Origin of the sequence: Streptomyces resistomycificus (assembly GCF_001514265.1) — a bacterium.
GTDB lineage: Bacteria > Actinomycetota > Actinomycetes > Streptomycetales > Streptomycetaceae > Streptomyces > Streptomyces resistomycificus.
The window spans coordinates 191282-209067 of record NZ_KQ949002.1 but is presented as its reverse complement, the minus strand read 5'-3'; the positions used below and the strand labels follow the sequence as shown (position 1 = coordinate 209067).

Sequence of the window (17786 nt, the reverse complement as noted above, 5' to 3'; positions counted from 1 at the left end):
CTGCCATGAGCACCGACTCCCGTCTGCGTCAGTTCGGTTCGCGTACCGCCGGTCCGGGTCAGCCCGTCTACATCTGCGGCGAGATCGGCATCAACCACAACGGTGAGCTGGAGAACGCCTTCAAGCTGATCGACGTGGCCGCCGAAGCCGGCTGTGACGCCGTCAAGTTCCAGAAGCGCACCCCGGAGATCTGCACCCCGCGCGACCAGTGGGACATCGAGCGCGACACCCCCTGGGGCCGGATGACGTACATCGACTACCGCCACCGCGTGGAGTTCGGCGAGGACGAGTACCGCCAGATCGACGAGTACTGCAAGAGCAAGAACATCGACTGGTTCGCCTCCCCGTGGGACAACGAGGCCGTCGCCTTCCTGGAGAAGTTCGACGTCCCCGCCCACAAGGTGGCCTCCGCCTCCCTGACCGACGACGAGCTGCTGCGCGAGCTGCGCGCCACCGGCCGCACCGTCATCCTCTCCAGCGGCATGTCCACCCCGCGGCAGATCCGCCACGCCGTCGAGGTCCTGGGCAGCGACAACATCCTGCTCTGCCACGCCACCTCGACCTACCCGGCCAAGGCCGAGGAGCTCAACCTCCGCGTCATCAACACCCTCCAGGACGAGTACCCGAACGTCCCGATCGGCTACTCCGGCCACGAGACCGGCCTGCAGACCACCCTCGCGGCGGTCGCCCTCGGCGCCACCTTCGTCGAGCGTCACATCACCCTCGACCGCGCCATGTGGGGCTCCGACCAGGCCGCCTCCGTCGAGCCCCAGGGCCTCACCCGCCTGGTCCGCGACATCCGCACCATCGAGGCCTCCCTCGGCGACGGCGTCAAGAAGGTCTACGAGTCCGAGCTCGGCCCGATGAAGAAGCTGCGCCGCGTCAGCGGTGTCGTCGCCGAGGCGGAGATCGCCGCGGCCGCGGGCGAGCCGGTCGCGGTCTGACCCCCTCCACCCCAGAGAAACGCCTACGACGGGACGGTCGTACGTAGATGAGCCGCCGCGCCGGGTCCGCCGGCCCCCGCACTCTCGCCTTCGTGGAGAGTCCGGTACAGCTGCTGAACGTGCTGGAGTGGGCGCACGCGCACGCGCGGGCCCCCGAGCACGAGCCCGGCGCGGGGCTCACCCTCGTCGTCCTGTCCCCGACCGACCCGATGACCCGCGGTCAGCTGCGCCGGATGGCCGAGCTCGCCCGCGAGGAGGGCCACGAGGTCCGCTGGGAGGAGGCGCGGGGCGGGCCGCTGGCACCGTTCCAGACCATCGGCGGCCTGGCGGGGATGCTCCGCAAGGCGGACCGCATCGTCCTGGGCGACCCCTTCTCCCGCTACGTACAGCTGCTTCTGACCATCACCCGCGCCCGTGCTCTCGTCGTCGTCGACGACGGCACCGCGACGATGGAGTTCGTCGCCCAGCTGGCCGGCGGGGAACGACTGGTCCGCTGGCACCGCAAGGGCGGCCGCCCCGGCCCCCGGGACCTGGTCTTCGCCCCGGTGTCGGCGGTGGCCCGCAGGCGGCTGACACCGAGCGGCCACCACCGGGTGGAGATCTTCTCCTCCATGCCGATGGCCCAGCCCCCCACCGACGTCACGGTCACCGCCAACTCCTTCGCCTGGACCCGCGGCCGCTTCGGCCCGCCCCGCATCACCAAGGGCGCCGACATGGTCGGCACCTCACTGGTGGAGACGGGAGTCGTCGACGGCGACCGCTACCTGGAGGCCGTCCGCTCGCTGGCCAAGGCCCACGGGGCGACCCGCTACTTCGCCCACCGCCGTGAGAGCACCGACAAACTCCACCGACTGGCCGTGGAGACCGGCCTGGAGATCGTCCGCCCCGACCTGCCCCTGGAGCTGATCGCCCGCCGCGGCCCGGTCGGCCGGACGATCCTCAGCTTCCCCTCGACCGTCGTCCACACCCTGCCGCTCGCCCTGTCCGGCACGGAGGTACGGGTCGCGGTCTGCGACATCGACCCCGAATGGCTCACCCGGACCGCCTCACCTCGTGCCCAGGGCTTCCTGTCGGGGGTGACCGGCTCGGCCCGGGACGTGCACCGGCTGTCGGCGGTCACCGCGGTGTGAGTGCCGTCACTCCGGCTTCCGCGCCAGCAGGAACGCCCGCGGCCGCTGCTCCTCCTCGTACGGCTCGCGCAGCATCCGGAACGTGAGCCGGAAGCCGGCCTTGGTGAGGAGCTCGGCCACGGTCCGGGGCGTACGCCGGTAGTAGTCGAGCGACACCGCGTGTCCGAACCGCTCCGTCAGGTGCGTCCGCTCCTCCTCGTCCCCGGACTGGAACACGAGCAGCACGTGACCGCCCGGCACCAGGACACGGTGGAACTCGGCGAACGCCGTCGGCAGGTGCTCGTCGGGCACATGGATGATCGAGTACAGGGCGAGGATCCCGCCCAGCGTCCCGTCCGGCAGGTCCAGGGACGTGAGAGAGCCCACATGGAACCGCAGCCCGGGGTGGGCCCGGCGGGCCAGCTCCACCATCCGGGGCGAGAGGTCGACGCCGAACACCGGCAGGCCCATGGCGTGCAGCCGGGCGGTGACGTGTCCCGTGCCGCTGCCGAGGTCCGCGACGGGCGCCGGACCATGGGCGCGCACCAGCTCCGCGAAGGCTGTGACCTGGGCACGGTCCACCGGCCTGCCGGTCAGCCCGTCACCGGGGAAGCGCTCGCTGAAGGCGTCGGCGATCTTGTCGTACGACGTCCGGGTGGTCAGCAGGAAGTCCGGGCTCTCGGCGCTCACGCTGCCGCACCCTACTGACCACGCGTCCCGTGCGTCCCACGCTTCACCAGTCCGACAGGTGAACAGATCGGCCTCTTCCGGGCCAGGCGTGGTATCCGTGGAGAAGAGGATGGTGCCACTCGGCAGCCATGCGGTTTCCGCTGAGCCGAAAAAGCGGCGAGTGTACCCATCCCGAACGGTACATATGCGTCCGGCGGTCAGATTTTCTTCCCCTAATCGGGTTGAAGTTTTGTTGATCGAGGGTCAGTCGACCGTCCGGGCGTCCTACCCTTCAGAGGGTGAAGCAATTGATGTCCCTAGAGTCCGAGGCCGATTCAGCCGGGGAAGCGGTGCTTCCCGGTGTGCTGCCCGAGGCGCTCCGTGCCGAACTCGTCGCCTTCCGCCGCGACATGCACATGCACCCCGAGCTCGGCAACCAGGAGTTCCGCACCACCGCAGCGATCAAGGAGCGGCTCGAGAGGGCCGGTCTGAAGCCGCGCGTGCTCGCCGTGGGCACCGGGCTCGTCTGTGACATCGGTGACTGGGACGGGGGCCGGCCGATGCTCGCCCTGCGCGCCGACATCGACGGTCTGCCCATCCCGGACACCAAGACCGAGTGCTCGTACCGCTCGACCGTGCCGGACCGCGCGCACGCCTGCGGTCACGACGTGCACACCACCGTGGTGCTCGGTGCCGGACTCGTCCTCGCCGACCTGCACCGGCAGGGCCTGCTGCCCAGGCCGGTACGGCTGATCTTCCAGCCCGCCGAGGAGGTACTGCCCGGTGGCGCCGCCGACGCCATCGACTGCGGGGTGCTCGAAGGCGTCGGGCGGATGCTCGCCGTGCACTGCGACCCGAGGGTCGACGCCGGCCGGATCGGGCTGCGGCAGGGCGCCATCACCTCCGCCTGCGACCGGTTGGAGATCTCCCTCGCCGGCCCCGGCGGCCACACCGCCCGCCCCCACCTGACGACCGACCTCGTGACGGCCGCCGCCCGTGTCGTCACCGACGTGCCCGCGCTCGTCGCCCGCCGCGTCGACACCCGCGCCGGGCTCGCCGTGACCTGGGGCCGCATCGAGTCGGGCCACGCCCCGAACGTCATCCCGCAGCAGGCCGAGCTCTCCGGGACGGTACGGTGCCTGGACATCGACGCGTGGCGGGAGGCGCCGGACATCGTGGTCGCCGCGATCGACGAGGTCGCCAACCTGCACCGCGCCAAGTCGGAGATCAACTACGTCCGCGGTGTCCCGCCGGTCGTCAACGACCCCGATGTGACCGAGCTGGTCCGGGACGCGATGATCGCCCGCCGGGGCGTCGACTCGGTCGAGAGCACCGAGCAGAGCCTGGGCGGCGAGGACTTCTCCTGGTACCTCCAGCACGTCCCGGGCGCCATGGCCCGCCTCGGTGTCCGGCCCCCCGGCGAGCGCACCGTGCGCGACCTCCACCAGGGTGACTTCGACGCCGACGAGTCGGCGATCACGGTGGGCGTGGAACTGTTCACCGCCGCCGCGCTGATGGACGCCGACCGGTAGCCGGCCTGGGGCGCGGCCGATACCGGAGTGAGACCCCGTTGAGACCCGTTCCGGTTGCGGCCGGGACGGGGCGGGGGGACGCTGGGCGCGTGGCGCTCGACAGGTGCGCCATCACGCTGGAGGCACCCCGGACATACGAACAGTCACGGGGCCTGTGGGGTGCGGTGTCCCAACCACACCTTTCGATCCGGTGGTTCACAAGGACGTAACCAGCCATCGGCACGAATGGATAACGTCCCTACTGAACCCCGTTCCCAGGAGTGTCTACGCGCGTTACTCTGCGCCGAACTCAGCACCCACTGCGGGGCTTTGGAGAATGGGGAACTTCAGATGCGTCAGATTTCCAAACTGACCCGCGTCGCGGTGGGGGTCGCGTCGCTCGCACTCGCCGCAACCGCCTGCGGCGGAACCAGCACCGACAGCGGCAGCGGCGACAGCACCGAGTCCAAGGGCTCCCTCGGTCTCGCCATCGCGTACGACATCGGCGGCAAGGGCGACCAGTCCTTCAACGACGCCGCCTACGCGGGCCTGCAGAAGGCCCAGAAGGAGTTCGGCTACAAGACGGCCGACGTCGAGCCCAACGAGGGCGAGACCGACGCCGACAAGGAGCAGCGCCTGTCCTCGCTGGCCAAGCAGGGCTACAACCCGGTCATCGGCGTCGGCTTCGTCTACGGTCCCGCGATGGAGGCCGTGGCCGCGAAGTACCCGAAGACCACCTTCGGCATCGTCGACTCGGAGGTCAAGGGCGACAACGTGGCGTCCCTCGTCTTCGCCGAGCAGGAGGCCTCCTACCTCGCCGGTGTCGCCGCCGCCAAGGCCACGAAGACCAACACCGTCGGCTTCGTGGGCGGTGTCGACATCCCGTTGATCCACAAGTTCGAGGCGGGCTTCGAGCAGGGCGTCACGGACACCAACTCCAAGGTCAAGGTCATCTCGCAGTACCTGACGCAGACCGCGGAGGAGGGCGGCTTCTCCAGCCCCGACAAGGGCAAGGCCGCCGCCGAGGGCCAGATCGAGAAGAACGCCGACGTCCTCTACGCGGCCGCCGGCCTGTCCGGTCAGGGCGTGATCGAGGCAGCCGCCAAGGCGAAGGTCTGGGCGATCGGCGTCGACTCCGACCAGTACAAGCAGGCGGCCCTCGCCTCGTACAAGAGCTACATCCTGACCTCCGCGCTCAAGGACGTCGGCGGGGCGGTGTACTCCCTGGCGAAGTCGGTCGAGGACGGCAAGCCGCTGACCGGCACCCAGGTCTTCGACCTGAAGGTGAACGGCGTCGGCCTGTCCGAGAGCAACCCGGAGTTCGCGAAGGTCGCCGGCCTCACCGACGCCGTGGCCAAGGCGAAGGAAGAGATCATCGACGGCACCATCAAGGTCAAGACCGAGTAAGACCGACGGATCTTACGCCCGAACGGGCGAAAACCGTCAAAACGGTAGGAAGCGGGCGGGCATCCCCAGGGTGCCCGCCCGCTTCGTCGTGGTCGGCGCAGGTCACCACGGCCACGCTCCCTTTGCGGTCGACAAGTCTGTGAGGGCGGGCGGGAGTCACGTTGGGCACGGGCGCATAACAAGGTGGACAGAAGGGGTTTTCAGCCAGGTCTACGCGCGTTAATCTGCGGCGAAGCCAGCGCCGAAGCCGAAAAACGTCCAGGCGCTCGTACGACAGGAGCACCACACATGCGCCGGATTTCCCGGATCACGGTCGCAGGCGCAGCGACCGCCTCCCTGGCCCTCGCCCTCTCCGCCTGCGGCGGCACCTCCACCTCCGCCGGTTCGACGGACTCGAAGGGTGACAAGGGTCTCGCCATCGCGTACGACGTCGGCGGCAAGGGCGACCAGTCCTTCAACGACGCGGCGTTCGCGGGCCTGGAGGAGGCGAAGAAGGAGTTCGGCTACGAGACGGACGACGTCGAGCCCACCGAGGGCGAGACCGACGCCGACAAGGCCCAGCGTCTGTCCTCGCTGGCCAAGCAGGGCTACAACCCCGTGATCGGCGTCGGCTACGCGTACGCGCCGGCCGTCAAGGAGGTCGCCGCCAAGTTCCCGGACACCACCTTCGGCATCGTGGACGACTCGACGGTCGAGGCGGACAATGTGGCGGACCTGGTCTTCTCCGAGGAGGAGGCCTCGTACCTCGCCGGCGTCGCGGCGGCCAAGAGCACCAAGACCAACGTCGTGGGCTTCGTGGGCGGCGTGGACATCCCGCTGATCCACAAGTTCCAGGCGGGCTTCGAGCAGGGCGTCAAGGACACCGACGCCAAGGTCAAGGTCCTCTCGCAGTACCTGACGCAGACCGCGGAGGAGGGCGGCTTCTCCAGCCCCGACAAGGGCAAGACGGCCGCCGAGGGCCAGATCGAGAAGAAGGCCGACGTCGTCTACGCGGCCGCCGGTCTGTCCGGCCAGGGCGTGATCGAGGCCGCCGCCGCCAACAAGGTCTGGGCGATCGGCGTCGACTCCGACCAGTACAAGCAGGGAGCCCTCGCGAAGTACAAGGACTCCATCCTCACCTCGGCGATGAAGGACGTCGCCAAGGCGGTGTACAACCTGGCGAAGTCGGTCGAGGACGGCAAGCCCGAGACCGGTATCGTCAGGGGCGATCTGAAGACCGGCGAGGTCGGCCTCTCGAACTCGAACCCGAAGTTCGCGGACAACACCGAGCTCCAGGACGCCGTGAAGACGGCCAAGGAGAAGATCATCAGCGGCGAGATCAAGGTCAAGAGCAGCTGAACAGCAACACCCTGAGCAGCACGTAACCGCGGGGTTACGTCCGCTCAACGGGGTACGGGGAGGCTGCTCCTCGTACCCCGTTGTCGCGGGCGTCGGGCCCCTTTCGATGCCGTAGGGGCGCTACGCGCGTAGACGGCCCCCGTCCCCAGGAGAGTGCGCCATCAACGCGTCCAGCAGCCCTCCGGCCGGAGCGGCGGTCAACGGACAGACGACCGCCGTCGAACTCGCCGGGATCACCAAGCGTTTCCCGGGCGTCGTGGCCAACCACGACATCCACCTCACCGTCCGCAAGGGCACCGTCCACGCCCTCGTCGGAGAGAACGGTGCCGGCAAGTCGACGCTGATGAAGATCCTCTACGGCATGCAGAAGCCGGACGAGGGCACCATCGCGATCGACGGCGAACAGGTCGCCTTCTCCTCGCCGGCCGACGCCATCGTCCGCGGCATCGGCATGGTCCACCAGCACTTCATGCTGGCCGACAACCTCACCGTGCTCGAGAACGTGGTGCTGGGCAGCGAGAAGCTGTACGGCATCGGAGGCAAGGCCCGCCGCAAGATCAAGGAACTCTCCGAGCGCTACGGCCTCGGCGTGCGCCCCGACGTCCTGGTCGAGGAGCTCGGGGTCGCCGCCCGCCAGCGCGTGGAGATCCTCAAGGTCCTCTACCGCGGCGCCCGCACCCTGATCCTGGACGAGCCGACGGCCGTGCTGGTCCCGCAGGAGGTGGACGCGCTCTTCGACAACCTCCGCGAGCTCAAGTCCGAGGGCCTGTCGGTCATCTTCATCTCCCACAAGCTGGGCGAGGTCCTCTCCGTCGCCGACGAGATCACCGTCATCCGCCGCGGTACCACCGTCGGCACCGCGGTCCCCGCCGAGACCACCCCGCGCCAGCTCGCCGAGATGATGGTCGGCAGCGAGCTGCCCACCCCCGAGACCGCCGAGTCCACGGTGACCGACCGCCCGGTCATCACCGTCGACAAGCTGCGCCAGCAGATGCCGGGCGGCAAGGCCCTCCTCGACGACATCAGCTTCACCATCCACGCGGGCGAGGTCCTCGGCATCGCCGGCGTCGAGGGCAACGGCCAGACCGAGCTGGTCGACGCGCTCATCGGCCTCAAGGCCGCCGACTCCGGCACGATCACCCTCATCGACGAGGAGATCACCGCCTGGCCCACCCGCAAGCGCCGCGAGCAGGGCATCGGCTACATCCCCGAGGACCGCCACCGCCACGGCCTGCTCCTGGAGGCCCCCCTCTGGGAGAACCGCATCCTCGGCCACGTCACCGAGAAGCCCAACGCCAAGGGCTTCTGGCTGGACCCGAAGGCCGCGCAGGAGGACACCCGCCGGATCGTCGAGGAGTACGACGTCCGCACCCCCGGCATCGACGTCACCGCCGCCTCCCTGTCCGGCGGCAACCAGCAGAAGCTGATCGTCGGCCGCGAGATGACCCACAAGCCGCGCTTCCTGATCGCCGCGCACCCCACCCGCGGTGTGGACGTCGGCGCGCAGGCCGCGATCTGGGACCACATCCGCGAGGCCCGCCGCGAGGGCCTGGCCGTGCTGCTGATCTCCGCCGACCTCGACGAGCTGATCGGCCTGTCAGACACCCTCCGCGTGATCTACAACGGCAAGCTGGTCGCCGACGCCGACCCGGCCACCATCACCCCCGAGGAGCTCGGTTCGGCCATGACCGGTGCCGCCACCGGTCACCTCGCACACGACGAGACCCCCGACACCCCGGCAGACACGCCCGGGACTCCCGAGATCCGCAAGTCTCCCGAGTCCCCGGAAGACGAGGCCCGCTGATGAAGAAGTTCGACAGGGAGCGCGTGCTCCTCGCGGTGGCCGGACCGGTCATCGCGCTCGCCGTGGCCTTCGTGCTCAGCGCGATCGTGCTGGTCGCCTCGGGCAAGAACCCGGTAGAGCCCTTCTCGATCATGTTCGAGCAGGCCACGTTCTCCGACATCCAGGTCCTGATCATCAACCAGGCCTCGATGTACTACATCGCGGCGCTCGCGGTGGCCATCGGCTTCCGGATGAACCTGTTCAACATCGGCGTCGACGGTCAGTACCAGCTCGCCGCCATGATGGCCGCGGTCGTCGGCGCCCACGCCAACCTCCCGGCGGTCCTGCAGATCCCGCTGCTGCTCCTCACCGCGATCTTCACCGGCGCGTTCTGGTCCGGTATCGCCGGTGTCCTCAAGGTCACCCGCGGGGTCAGCGAGGTCGTCGCCACGATCATGCTCAACGCCATCGCGAGCTCGGTCATCGCCTACCTGTGGCTGCCCAGCGTCTTCGGCGTGAAGGTCGGCAACAACAGCACCACCGGCGAGATGCACGAGTCCGGCTGGGTGCCCGGCTTCAGCCTGGGCGACGCCGGCGAGATCTACGGCCTCGTGGTCCTCGCCGTGCTGCTCGGCATCGGCTACTGGATCGTCCTCAACCGCACCCGCTTCGGCTTCGACCTGCGCGCCTCCGGCGCCTCGGAGTCGGCCGCGGCGGCCAGCGGTGTCGACCCCAAGCGCATGGTGCTGACCGCGATGCTGATCTCCGGCGGACTCGCCGGTCTCGCGGGCCTGCCGATCCTGCTCGGCGACGCCCACACCTACAACCTGAACTTCCCCACCGGCATCGGCTTCCTCGGCATCGGCATCGCCCTGCTCGGCCGCAACAGCCCGGTCGGCATCGCCTTCGCCGCCCTGCTGTGGGCCTGGCTCGACAAGGCCTCTCCCGAGCTGGACTTCCACGACTACGACAAGGAGATCGCGGTCATCATGCAGGGCCTGATCGTGCTCTCGGTCGTCGTCTCGTACGAGGCCGTGCGCGAGTGGGGTCTGCGCCGCCAGCAGCGCCGGGTCGGCGCCGAGCTGGCCGCCGGGAACGTCCTCGGCGCCACCGACGACAACAAGAAGGAGGTGGCTGGCCGATGACCACCGTGACCGACCTCAACCAGCCCACGCTGCAGCCCGCGGCGCCGACCGGCCGCCGCATGTCGCTGCCGGTGCTGATGCTGGTCATCGCCGGCGCCCTGGCGCTGACCTCGATCGTCCGCATCATCACCGGTGCCGACGGCATCACCAACGTCAGCCAGATGTCCACCGCACTCCAGCTCGCCGTGCCGATCGGCCTCGCCGGTCTCGGCGGTCTGTGGGCCGAGCGGGCCGGCGTCGTCAACATCGGCCTCGAGGGCATGATGATCCTCGGCACCTGGTTCGGTGCCTGGGCCGGCTTCCAGTGGGGCCCGTGGACGGGCGTCCTGGTCGGCATCATCGGCGGCGCGATCGGCGGCCTGCTGCACGCCCTCGTGACCGTCACCTTCAACGTCAACCACATCGTCTCCGGCGTGGCCATCAACATCCTCGCCCTCGGCGCCACCCGCTACCTCGCCCCCCTCGCCTTCGAGGGCCACCAGGGCGGCTCCGCCAAGCAGTCCCCTCCGGTGGACTCCCTGGGCCACTTCACGGTGCCAGGACTGTCGGACGCGCTGACCGACCTGAACGCCAAGGGCTGGTTCTTCGTCTCCGACGTCGCCGGCCTGCTCGGCGGTCTCATCACCAACGTCTCCTGGCTGACCCTGATCGCCATCGCGCTGATCCCGGGCACCTGGTGGATCCTGTGGCGCACCGCCTTCGGTCTGCGGCTGCGCTCCTGCGGTGAGAACCCGGTCGCCGCCGAGTCCCTCGGCGTCAACGTCTACAAGTACAAGTACCTCGCCGTGATCATCTCCGGCGGTCTGGCCGGCCTCGGCGGCGCCTTCCTCGCCATCGTCGCCAACCCCTTCTACCTGGAGGGCCAGACCAGCGGCCGCGGTTACATCGGTCTCGCCGCGATGATCTTCGGCAACTGGATGCCGGGCGGACTCGCCATCGGCGCGGGCCTGTTCGGCTACACCGACAGCCTCAACCTGCGGGGCGGCTCCGAGAACGTCCACGCGCTGCTGCTGCTCGGCGCGCTGCTGCTGATCATCGGGTCCATCTGGCTGGCGTTCCGGAAGAAGTACACCTCGTCCGCGATCACCCTGCTCATCGGCGGTCTGGTGCTCGCCTGGTACCTCGGCACCAACGAGGTCCCCAACCAGGTGGTCTCCGCCACGCCGTACGTCATCACGCTCGTCGTCCTCGCCCTGTCGGCCCAGCGCCTCAGGATGCCGAAGGCGGACGGCATGCCGTACCGGAAGGGACAGGGCAAGTGACCGACGTCGACTGGGAGAAGCTGCGTTCGGTGGCCCGGGACGCCATGTCACGGGCGTACGCCCCGTACTCCGGCTACCCGGTCGGCGTGGCGGCCCTGGTCGACGACGGGCGCACGGTCTCCGGCTGCAACGTCGAGAACGCCTCGTACGGCCTCGGTCTGTGCGCCGAGTGCGGACTGGTCTCGGAGCTGCAGAACACCGGGGGCGGCCGGCTGACGCACTTCACGTGCGTCGACGGCCGGGGCGAGGTCCTCGTCCCGTGCGGCCGCTGCCGGCAGCTGCTGTACGAGTTCGGCGGCCCCGACCTGCTCCTGGAGACACCGGCGGGCGTCCTGCCGCTGTCGGAGATGCTGCCGCAGGCCTTCGGGCCGGACCATCTCAGCAAGTAACTCTCGTGCGGCCCCTCCGAGTTGCGCACATCGGTCACTCGGAGGGGCCGCACCGTTTTCTGATGTTCGGAAGGAAAGCCATGACGTTGTTGTCGATGGATGTCATCTCCGTGATCCGCACCAAGCGGGACCGCGGTGAGCTCAGCGACCAGCAGATCGACTGGGTCATCGACGCGTACACCCGCGGGGAGGTCGCCGACGAGCAGATGTCCGCGCTCGCGATGGCGATCCTGCTCAACGGCATGAACCGCCGGGAGATCGCCCGCTGGACGGCCGCGATGATCGCCTCCGGCGAGCGCATGGACTTCTCGTCCCTGTCCCGTCCGACGGCCGACAAGCACTCCACGGGTGGCGTGGGTGACAAGATCACCCTTCCGCTGGCGCCCCTCGTGGCCGCCTGCGGGGCCGCCGTCCCGCAGCTGTCGGGACGCGGCCTCGGCCACACCGGCGGCACCCTGGACAAGCTGGAGTCGATCCCCGGCTGGCGCGCCCTGCTCTCGAACGAGGAGATGCTGTCGGTGCTGGACGGCACCGGCGCGGTGATCTGCGCGGCGGGCGACGGCCTGGCCCCGGCGGACAAGAAGCTGTACGCCCTGCGCGACGTCACGGGCACGGTGGAGGCGATCCCCCTGATCGCCTCGTCCATCATGTCGAAGAAGATCGCCGAGGGCACCGGCTCGCTGGTCCTGGACGTGAAGGTCGGCACCGGCGCCTTCATGAAGACCATCGAGGACGCGCGGGAGCTGGCCTCCACGATGGTGGGCCTGGGCACGGACCACGGAGTGAAGACGGTCGCCCTCCTCACCGACATGGCGACCCCGCTCGGCCTGACGGCGGGCAACGCGCTGGAGGTCCGCGAGTCGGTGGAGGTCCTCGCGGGCGGTGGCCCGGCGGACGTCGTGGAACTGACCGTCGCCCTGGCCCGCGAGATGCTCGACGCGGCCGGCGTGAAGGACGCGGACCCGGCGAAGGCGCTCGCCGACGGCTCCGCCATGGACGTCTGGCGCCGCATGATCGCGGCCCAGGGCGGCGACCCGGACGCGACGCTGCCGGTGGCCCGCGAGCAGCACGTGATCAAGGCCCCCTCCTCGGGCGTCCTCACCCGCCTCGACGCCTACGGCATCGGCGTCGCCGCCTGGCGCCTGGGCGCCGGCCGCGCCCGCAAGGAGGACCCGGTGCAGGCGGGCGCGGGCGTCGAGATGCACGCCAAGCCCGGCGACGAGGTCACCGAGGGCCAGCCCCTGCTGACCCTCCACACCGACACCCCCGAGCGCTTCGAGTACGCGCTCCAGGCGGTGGAGGGTTCCTACGACATCGCGGCGGCCGGAACGGCCTTCACGGCGTCGCCGGTGGTGCTGGAGCGCATCGCCTGACCTGGCCTTGCTCCCTCGCGTGAACGGGACCGGTGGCGGACCGCACCGGTCCCGTTCGGCGTGTCCGAACCGGGGTCCGCACCGGACGAGGGCAGGTCAGCCCAGCAACGCCGCCACCACGACCAGCACCGGCACCGCCAGCACCGTCGACACCAGGATCGAGTCCCGCGCCAACCGCTCGCCCACCCCGTAACCGGACGCGTACGTGAAGAGGTTCTGCGCGGCCGGCAGGGCCGAGGTCACCACCACGTCGAGCAGCGGAGCGCCGTGCAGGCCGAACACCCCCGCCGCCAGAGCCCAGGCCACCAACGGCTGGCCCGCCGACTTCAGCGCGACCGAGAGCAGCACGAGCCCGCGGTCCGGGCCCCGGCCGGGCATCGCGCTGCCGCACAGGGAGATGCCGAAGGCGAGCAGGACCGCCGGGACGGACATGTTGCCGATCAGGGTGAGCGGGTCCATGACGGGAGCCGGGATCGGCAGCCCGCTCGCCGACACGACGACCCCGGCCAGCGACCCCACCGCGATCGGGTTCCGCAACGGGGTGAGCAGCCGCTGCCACACCGGGCCCTTCTCGACCCGGCCCGACAGGTCCAGGACGGTCAGCGCGATCGGCGTGAGGACGAGCAGCTGGAACAGCAGGACCGGGGCCACCAGGGACGCGTCGCCCAGCACGTACACGGCGATCGGGATACCGAGGTTGCCGGAGTTGACGTAACTCGAGCACAGCGCGCCGATCGTCGTACGGCCCACCCCCCAGCCCCGTGCGACACCCACCGCGACGAAGACCCCCGCCGCCGCTGCCGTGCTCAGCGCGGTCACCAGCAGGCGGCTGGAGAAGACCAGCGACAGGTCGGTCCCGGCGAGTGTGGTGAACAGCAGGGCCGGTGTGGCCACGTGGAAGGCGAGCTTGGTCAGGACCTCGCGGCCGTGCACGCCGAGGTGGCCGCCCCGCCCGATCGCGTAGCCGACGCCGATCACGACGGCGATGACCGCGAAACCGGTCAGCACTCCCTGCACGGAGCCTCCTCAAAGGTGAGGAACGCGTGCGGTGACCAGGGCGGTGCTGATATGTGGGGCATACAGGCAACCCTCCGGGGAAGGAGGGCCGCGGGTCAATGTGATCCCGGTCGGTGGACCGCGGGGGAGACCTCGCGGGTGGGCGGCGCCGACCGCGATGAGTTCCGCCCGCCCGCCCGGTCTACCGATCGTGGACGCCATGACACCCGCTGTACTCGTGCCGGCCGGCCCCGTCACCCAGGAAGAGGTGACCGGGCTGTGCGACGACGTGCGCGCGCTGCTGGAGGCCGGTGCCGGGGCCGTGGTGTGTGACGTCGGGGGGCTCGGACCGTCGGCCCTGGGCACCGTCGACCTGCTGGCGCGGCTCGACCTCGCCGCCCGGCGGGCCGGAGGCCGGATCCGGCTGCGGGATCCCGCCCCCGCCCTACAGGCCCTTCTCGACCTGGTCGGCCTCCGCTTCGAGATGGAGGGGCAGGTCGAACAGCGGGAACCAGCGCTGCGTGTCGAGGAAGCAGTGGAACCCGGTGATCCGGCCCTCTGAGATCTCCAGGACCTGCACCGCCCACGGGACGAAGCCGCCCTTCTCCGGGTCCGGCTTGTACTGGGCGAACCCCGGCAGGCCGTTGACCTGGACCGGCACCAGCCGTGAGCCCGCGCAGGGCGCGCCGAGGGTCGTCATGAAGCCGGTGATGTCCGACGGTCCGGACAGCCACAGGTCGAACGGCGGCATCGTCATGACGGCGTCCTCGTGCAGCAGAGCCGTCAGAGCGGTCATGTCATAGCCCTCGAAGGCCGCCACATAGCGGTCGAGCAGCTTCTGCTGTGCCTCGTCGAGAGGGTTCGAGACGGCCGCCCCCGCGCCCTTCTCCTCCCGCTCGGCGAGCGTCGCCCGGGCCCGCTGCAGCGCGCTGTTGACCGACGCGACGGAGGTGTCGAGCAACTCGGCCACCTCGCTCGCCTTCCACGCCAGCACCTCGCGCAGGATCAGCACCGCGCGCTGCTTGGCCGGAAGCTGCTGGAGGGCGGCCATGAAGGCGAGCCGGACGGACTCCTTGGCGACGGCAGCCTCCGCCGGGTCGTCGGTCGTGGGCAGCACGCGCGCGTCCGGCATCGGCTCCAGCCAGGTGTTGTCCGGGCGGGGGGAGAGGGCGGCCTGCGCGAGGGGGGTGGAGTCCGTGAGGTCCATCGGCCTGGCGCGTTTGTTGCCGGCCGTCAGCATGTCCAGGCAGACGTTGGTCGCGATGCGGTAGAGCCAGGAACGGAGGCTGGAGCGGCCCTCGAACTTCTCGTAGCTCCGCCAGGCCCGGACCATCGTGTCCTGCACCGCGTCCTCGGCCTCGAAGGAGGAGCCGAGCATGCGGTAGCAGTACCCCGTCAGCTCGGTCCGGTGTTTCTCCAGCCTGATGTCGAGATCCGTCGTCATCGTGTCGCTCATCGTCCACCCACCCCTGTGGCCGTCCATTCCGCACGCCTCGTTGCGCCCAGCACTTCGGAAGCTACCGCAGGGCACTGACAACGGCCTGGCGAGTGGGGAAACGCGCAGGTCAGTGAGCGGGTACCGGCGAGCGCCGGGCGGCGACCCGGGCCGCCCGCGTGCCGAGCACCGTGATCGTCACGACGCCGAGCACCGCCAGCAGACCGACGCCCACCGTGCCGGCCCAGCCGCCGGAGTGGAAGGCGACCGCCCCGACCGTGCTGCCCGCGCTGGAGCCGACGTAGTACGCCGACTGGTACAGCGCCGAAGCCTGCGCGCGTCCCCGCGCGGCCGTCTTGCTGACCGCCGACGAGGCCACGGCGTGGCCCGCGAAGAAGCCCGCGGTGATCAGGACCAGCCCCAGCAGGACCATCGGCAGGGAACCCGCCAGGGACAGCAGCAGACCGGCGGCGGTGGTGCCGCCCGCCGTGTACAGCGCGCCCCGGCGGCCCAGGCGGCCGACCAGCCGCCCCGCCGTCGACGCGGACACCGTGCCCACCAGGTACACCAGGAAGATCGAGCCGATGACACCCTGGGGCAGCCCGAAGGGCGCCTCGGCCAGGCGGTACCCGATCACCGTGTAGACGCCGCCGAACACCGTCATGAACAGCGCGCCGATCGCGTACAGCCGACGCAGCAGCGGGTTCGAGAGGTGGTCGCGGACCGTGCCGGCCAGCGCCCGCGGCCGCAGCGAGCCCGGCGCGAAGTGCTTCGGGGCGGGCAGCAGCGCCCGGAAGGCCACCGCGCACGCCACCGCGATCACGCCGATCACCGCGACGGCGACCCGCCAGCCCCACTCCTGCGCCACCCAGCCGGTGATCACCCGGCCGCTCATCCCGCCGACGCTGTTGCCCGCGACGAACAGGCCGATCGCGGTGACCAGTGCCTTGGGGGTGACCTCCTCCGCGAGGTAGGCCGTCGCCGAGGCCGGCAGTCCGGCCAGGGCCGCGCCCTGGATCGCCCGCAGCACGACCAGCGCGGTCAGCGAGGGCGCGAAGGGAACCAGCAGTCCGACGGTCACCGCGACCGCCAGCGAGCCCGTCATCACCGTACGGCGGCCGTAGCGTTCCGACAGGGCGCTCATCGGGAGCACGAACAGCGCCAGGCCACCGGTCGCCGCCGCCACCGTCCAGCTGGCCTCGCTCGCCGCCACCCCGAAGTCGCCGGAGATCAGCGGCAGCAGGGCCTGGGTGGAGTAGAGGAGGGCGAAGGTCGCGACACCGGCGAGGAAGAGGGCGAAGCTCATCCGGCGGTAGCCGGGACCGCCCGGGGTCATACGGGTGTCGGCGACGGAGACGGGGGAGGCGGCGCCCAGGATCGTGGACGCCCCGGTACTGGCGGGAGACATGCCTCGAAACTACGGACGCGCCCGGTCATCCGTCCAATGCATGGAATCGTCATAATCGTTCCCATGGAGCATCAACACAGGTCACAGGCGCGCCTGTCACCGTCCGGTGACACAGAAGACATGGTGATGTTGCTGGCGCCGCGCCTCGCGTACTTCGCCGGCGTGGCCCGCACCGAGCACGTCACCCGGGCCGCGCAGGAGATGCAGGTGCCGCAGTCCACCCTGTCGAGGGCGATGGTCCGCCTCGAACAGGACCTGGGCGTCGACCTGTTCGCCCGCCGCGGCCGCACGGTCTCCCTCACCCCCGCCGGACGCACCTTCCTGGGCTCGGTGGAACGCGCCCTCGCCGAGATCGAGCGGGCCGCCGACGAGGTCCGTGCCGACGCCGACCCGGCCACCGGCAAGGTCGCCTTCGGATTCCTGCACACCATGGGTGCCGAGACCGTGCCGGGTCTGCTGCACGCGTTCCGGGCCGACCATCCCCGCGTCCGCTTCAGCCTCGTCCAGAACTACGGCGAGGCGATGATCGAGCGGCTGCGGGCGGGCGAGCTGGACCTGTGCCTGACCTCTCCCGTCCCGGACGCGCCCGACCTGGTCGCCCGCCGCCTGGACGAGCAGAAGCTGCGCCTGGTCGTGCCGGCCGACCACCGCCTCGCCTCCCGCCGCCGCATCCGCCTGGCCGAGGCCGCCGACGAAACCTTCGTCACCCTGGAACCCGGCTACGGACTGCGCCGCATCACCGACGACCTCTGTATGGAGGCCGGCTTCCGGCCCAGGGTCGCCTTCGAGGGCGAGGAGGCGGAGACCCTGCGGGGGCTGGTGGCGGCCGGTCTGGGGGTCGCCCTGCTGCCGCCGCCGGCCGTACCCCGTCCGGGAGTTGTCGAACTGACGGTCACGGCCCCGCGAGCGGCCCGGGAGATCGGCGTGGCCTGGCTCGACGGCCACCCGGACACGCCCCCGGTCGCCGCCTTCAAGAAGTTCCTGCTCTCGCGGAGGGGAAATCTGCTACCGGACTGA

16 protein-coding genes are annotated in these 17786 nt (G+C 70.4%); 12 read left to right on the top strand and 4 right to left on the bottom strand.

The features are described 5' to 3' along the window. The first annotated feature begins 5 nt into the window (after positions 1–5). Both AQJ84_RS34910 and AQJ84_RS34905 read left to right on the top strand, forming a co-directional pair. Entirely contained in the window at positions 6–944 is a 939-nt protein-coding gene (locus AQJ84_RS34910) for an N-acetylneuraminate synthase family protein (RefSeq protein WP_030037843.1), read from the top strand. A 47-nt stretch (positions 945–991) separates the two neighbouring features. Next, a complete protein-coding gene (locus tag AQJ84_RS34905) occupies positions 992–2074 on the top strand; it encodes a hypothetical protein (RefSeq protein WP_030037842.1) in 1083 nt (360 codons plus the stop codon). 6 nt (positions 2075–2080) lie between these two features. Here AQJ84_RS34905 and AQJ84_RS34900 read toward each other — a convergent pair whose 3' ends face one another. Then, positions 2081–2743: a class I SAM-dependent DNA methyltransferase gene (locus AQJ84_RS34900; protein WP_053193022.1), complete on the bottom strand. Its 663-nt coding sequence runs from the start codon at positions 2741–2743 to the stop codon at positions 2081–2083. Positions 2744–3033: 290 nt separating this feature from the next. Between AQJ84_RS34900 and AQJ84_RS34895 the strand changes: the two genes are divergently transcribed. The 8 genes from AQJ84_RS34895 (at position 3034) to AQJ84_RS34860 (ending at position 12930) form a co-directional block, all read left to right on the top strand. Beyond that, the gene (locus AQJ84_RS34895) at positions 3034–4254 is read left to right on the top strand and encodes a M20 family metallopeptidase (RefSeq protein WP_030037840.1); all 1221 of its coding nucleotides are present in this window, start codon (positions 3034–3036) and stop codon (positions 4252–4254) included. Positions 4255–4584: 330 nt separating this feature from the next. Then, positions 4585–5640, top strand: a complete 1056-nt coding sequence (locus AQJ84_RS34890) for a BMP family lipoprotein (protein WP_030037839.1) — start codon at positions 4585–4587, stop codon at positions 5638–5640. Between the two features lie 288 nt (positions 5641–5928). Next, positions 5929–6978 carry a BMP family lipoprotein gene (locus AQJ84_RS34885; RefSeq protein WP_030037838.1) on the top strand — a complete coding sequence of 350 codons (1050 nt, stop codon included), beginning with the start codon at positions 5929–5931 and terminating at the stop codon, positions 6976–6978. Between the two features lie 160 nt (positions 6979–7138). Continuing rightward, positions 7139–8782: an ABC transporter ATP-binding protein gene (locus tag AQJ84_RS34880; protein WP_053193023.1), complete on the top strand. Its 1644-nt coding sequence runs from the start codon at positions 7139–7141 to the stop codon at positions 8780–8782. Then, positions 8782–9906 (top strand): ABC transporter permease, encoded by a 1125-nt coding sequence (locus AQJ84_RS34875; RefSeq protein WP_030037835.1) that lies wholly within the window; start codon positions 8782–8784, stop codon positions 9904–9906. The genes AQJ84_RS34880 and AQJ84_RS34875 overlap by 1 nt, the downstream gene beginning before the upstream one ends. Beyond that, a complete protein-coding gene (locus AQJ84_RS34870; protein WP_053193024.1) occupies positions 9903–11168 on the top strand; it encodes an ABC transporter permease in 1266 nt (421 codons plus the stop codon). Before AQJ84_RS34875 ends, AQJ84_RS34870 begins: the two co-directional genes overlap by 4 nt. Further along, complete coding sequence (locus AQJ84_RS34865; protein WP_053193026.1) at positions 11165–11557, top strand: cytidine deaminase; 393 nt, start codon at positions 11165–11167, stop codon at positions 11555–11557. The genes AQJ84_RS34870 and AQJ84_RS34865 overlap by 4 nt, the downstream gene beginning before the upstream one ends. Before the next feature lie 95 nt (positions 11558–11652). Beyond that, the gene (locus tag AQJ84_RS34860; RefSeq protein ID WP_030037832.1) at positions 11653–12930 is read left to right on the top strand and encodes a thymidine phosphorylase; all 1278 of its coding nucleotides are present in this window, start codon (positions 11653–11655) and stop codon (positions 12928–12930) included. Between the two features lie 96 nt (positions 12931–13026). On the opposite strand, the gene AQJ84_RS34855 is transcribed toward AQJ84_RS34860, so the two are convergent. Next, the gene (locus AQJ84_RS34855; RefSeq protein ID WP_030037831.1) at positions 13027–13947 is read right to left on the bottom strand and encodes an AEC family transporter; all 921 of its coding nucleotides are present in this window, start codon (positions 13945–13947) and stop codon (positions 13027–13029) included. A 157-nt stretch (positions 13948–14104) separates the two neighbouring features. On the opposite strand from AQJ84_RS34855, the gene AQJ84_RS41645 reads away from it, so the two are divergent. Next, positions 14105–14488 carry an STAS domain-containing protein gene (locus tag AQJ84_RS41645; protein WP_128092185.1) on the top strand — a complete coding sequence of 128 codons (384 nt, stop codon included), beginning with the start codon at positions 14105–14107 and terminating at the stop codon, positions 14486–14488. Here AQJ84_RS41645 and AQJ84_RS34850 read toward each other — a convergent pair. After that, positions 14372–15382: a sigma-70 family RNA polymerase sigma factor gene (locus AQJ84_RS34850; protein ID WP_030037830.1), complete on the bottom strand. Its 1011-nt coding sequence runs from the start codon at positions 15380–15382 to the stop codon at positions 14372–14374. The genes AQJ84_RS41645 and AQJ84_RS34850 overlap by 117 nt on opposite strands. A 109-nt stretch (positions 15383–15491) precedes the next feature. Then, the gene (locus tag AQJ84_RS34845; RefSeq protein ID WP_053193028.1) at positions 15492–16769 is read right to left on the bottom strand and encodes an MFS transporter; all 1278 of its coding nucleotides are present in this window, start codon (positions 16767–16769) and stop codon (positions 15492–15494) included. A gap of 63 nt (positions 16770–16832) precedes the next feature. On the opposite strand from AQJ84_RS34845, the gene AQJ84_RS34840 reads away from it, so the two are divergent. Continuing rightward, positions 16833–17786 carry a LysR family transcriptional regulator gene (locus AQJ84_RS34840; RefSeq protein ID WP_030037827.1) on the top strand — a complete coding sequence of 318 codons (954 nt, stop codon included), beginning with the start codon at positions 16833–16835 and terminating at the stop codon, positions 17784–17786.